This window comes from Pannonibacter sp. CBAS1226 (assembly GCF_055685825.1).
The window spans coordinates 1-1716 of sequence record NZ_JBVOUO010000032.1; the positions used below are offsets into that span (position 1 = coordinate 1).

Consider the following 1716-nt stretch of genomic DNA (forward strand, 5'->3'; position numbering starts at 1 on the left):
GGCGGTGAGGCCGACGAGGCCCGCGATCCAGGCAAGGCCGCCCCACAGGTTGCCGATGCCCGGCTGGCCGACGTGATCGCCCGTCAGTTCCGCATCGAAATGCGAATGATGCCCGGCCTTGCCCCGCACCAGCTGCGGGATCAGGATGGCCAGCATCACCAGCCCGATGATGGAGACGGACAGCGGGAACACCTGGCCGAGGAAGTCATGCTTGAGCGCGTCGTTGAGGGCGATCAGCAGGGCCCCTGCCATGGCCACGGCGAAGGTGATCTGGGGCAGATGCGCGCGCAGGGACGGCACGTCCGGCGCATCGTCCTCGTTGGGCACCACATGGCCGTGCTCGTCGATGCGGTTGCGCAGACCGAACCAGATGGAGGCCAGCGTCATCACGGCGATGACGATGACGCCCGGGCGGAAGACGAAGTCCCAGCCGTTGAACTGCAGCGCCTGATAGAGATAGGTCTCGGCCTGGGGGGCGAGCACATAGCCGATCAGCAGCGCCGGGCGCGGCCAGCCGAAGCGCTTCATCAGCACGCCGAGGACGCCGAGGCACAGCAGCGCCACGAGATCGGCGAGCGAGCGGGTGGCCTGGAAGGCGGCAAAGCAGATCAGCACGATCATGAAGGGCGCAAGGCGCTGGAACGGGATCTGGGTCAGCTTGGCGATGGGAATGGCCAGGGCCAGACAGATGCCCGCGCCCATGACATTGGCGAGCGCCAGCGACCAGATCACCGAATAGGTGATGTTGAGGTCCGCGCCCACCATGGAGGGGCCGGGCTGGATGCCGAGCAGGACCATGCCGCCGAGGAAGACGGCCATGGCGCCGGAGCCGGGGATGCCGAACAGCATGGTGGGCAGCAGGGCGCCGCCCTGCATGGCGTTGTTGGAGCTTTCCGGGGCGATGACGCCGCGGATGTCGCCCTTGCCGAACTGCGGGTCCTTCTTGACGGTCTGGACCGCATGGCCATAGGCGATCCAGTCGACGACCGAGCCGCCAAGGCCGGGAATGGCGCCGATGATGCAGCCGAAGCCGGAGCAGCGGGCGGACAGCCAGATATTGGCCCACCAGTCGCGGAGGCCCTGGAACCAGCCCGAGCCAAGGGCATTGCCCGAGGCGATGGCGGAGTTCTTGCGCAGGAGATCGGCGATCTCGGGAATGGCGAAGAAGCCGAGGCCGACGATGACCAGCGGGATGCCGTCATAGAGATAGTCGAAGCCGAAGATCATGCGGAACTCGCCGGTGGCCGGCGCCCCGCCGATGGAGCCGATGATCAGGCCGATGCAGCAGGCCGCCAGCCCCTTGGCAAGGCTGCGCCCGGCCAGCACCGCCACCATGGACAGGCCGAAGAGCGCCAGCATGAACAGCTCCGCCGAGCCGAAAGAGAGGATCAGCGGCCGGGCGATGACGACAAAGCCGGTCAGGATGATGGCACCGAAGATGCCCCCCGCCATGGAGGAGATGAAGGCAGCCGACAGGGCCCGCGCCGCCTGCCCCTGCCGGGCCAGCGGAAAGCCGTCGAGCACGGTCGCCTGGCTGGCGGAGGAGCCGGGAATGCCCATCAGCACCGAGGAGAACGTGTCCGAGGTCGGGATCACGGCGACAAGCCCGATCAGCATCGCCAGCGCGCTGATCTCGTTCATGCCATAGAGAAAGGGGATCAGCAGCGACAGCCCGGCGATGCCGCCAAGACCGGGGATCACCCCGATCACAAGGCC

At 67.5% G+C, this 1716-nt stretch carries 1 protein-coding gene; it reads right to left on the reverse strand.

Going from position 1 to position 1716, the window contains the following annotated elements; all coding sequences use genetic code 11:
* Window positions 1-1716, reverse strand: a 1716-nt coding sequence (locus AC0CMF_RS25225; RefSeq protein WP_472482576.1) for a tripartite tricarboxylate transporter permease, incomplete at both ends; no start/stop codon positions are given.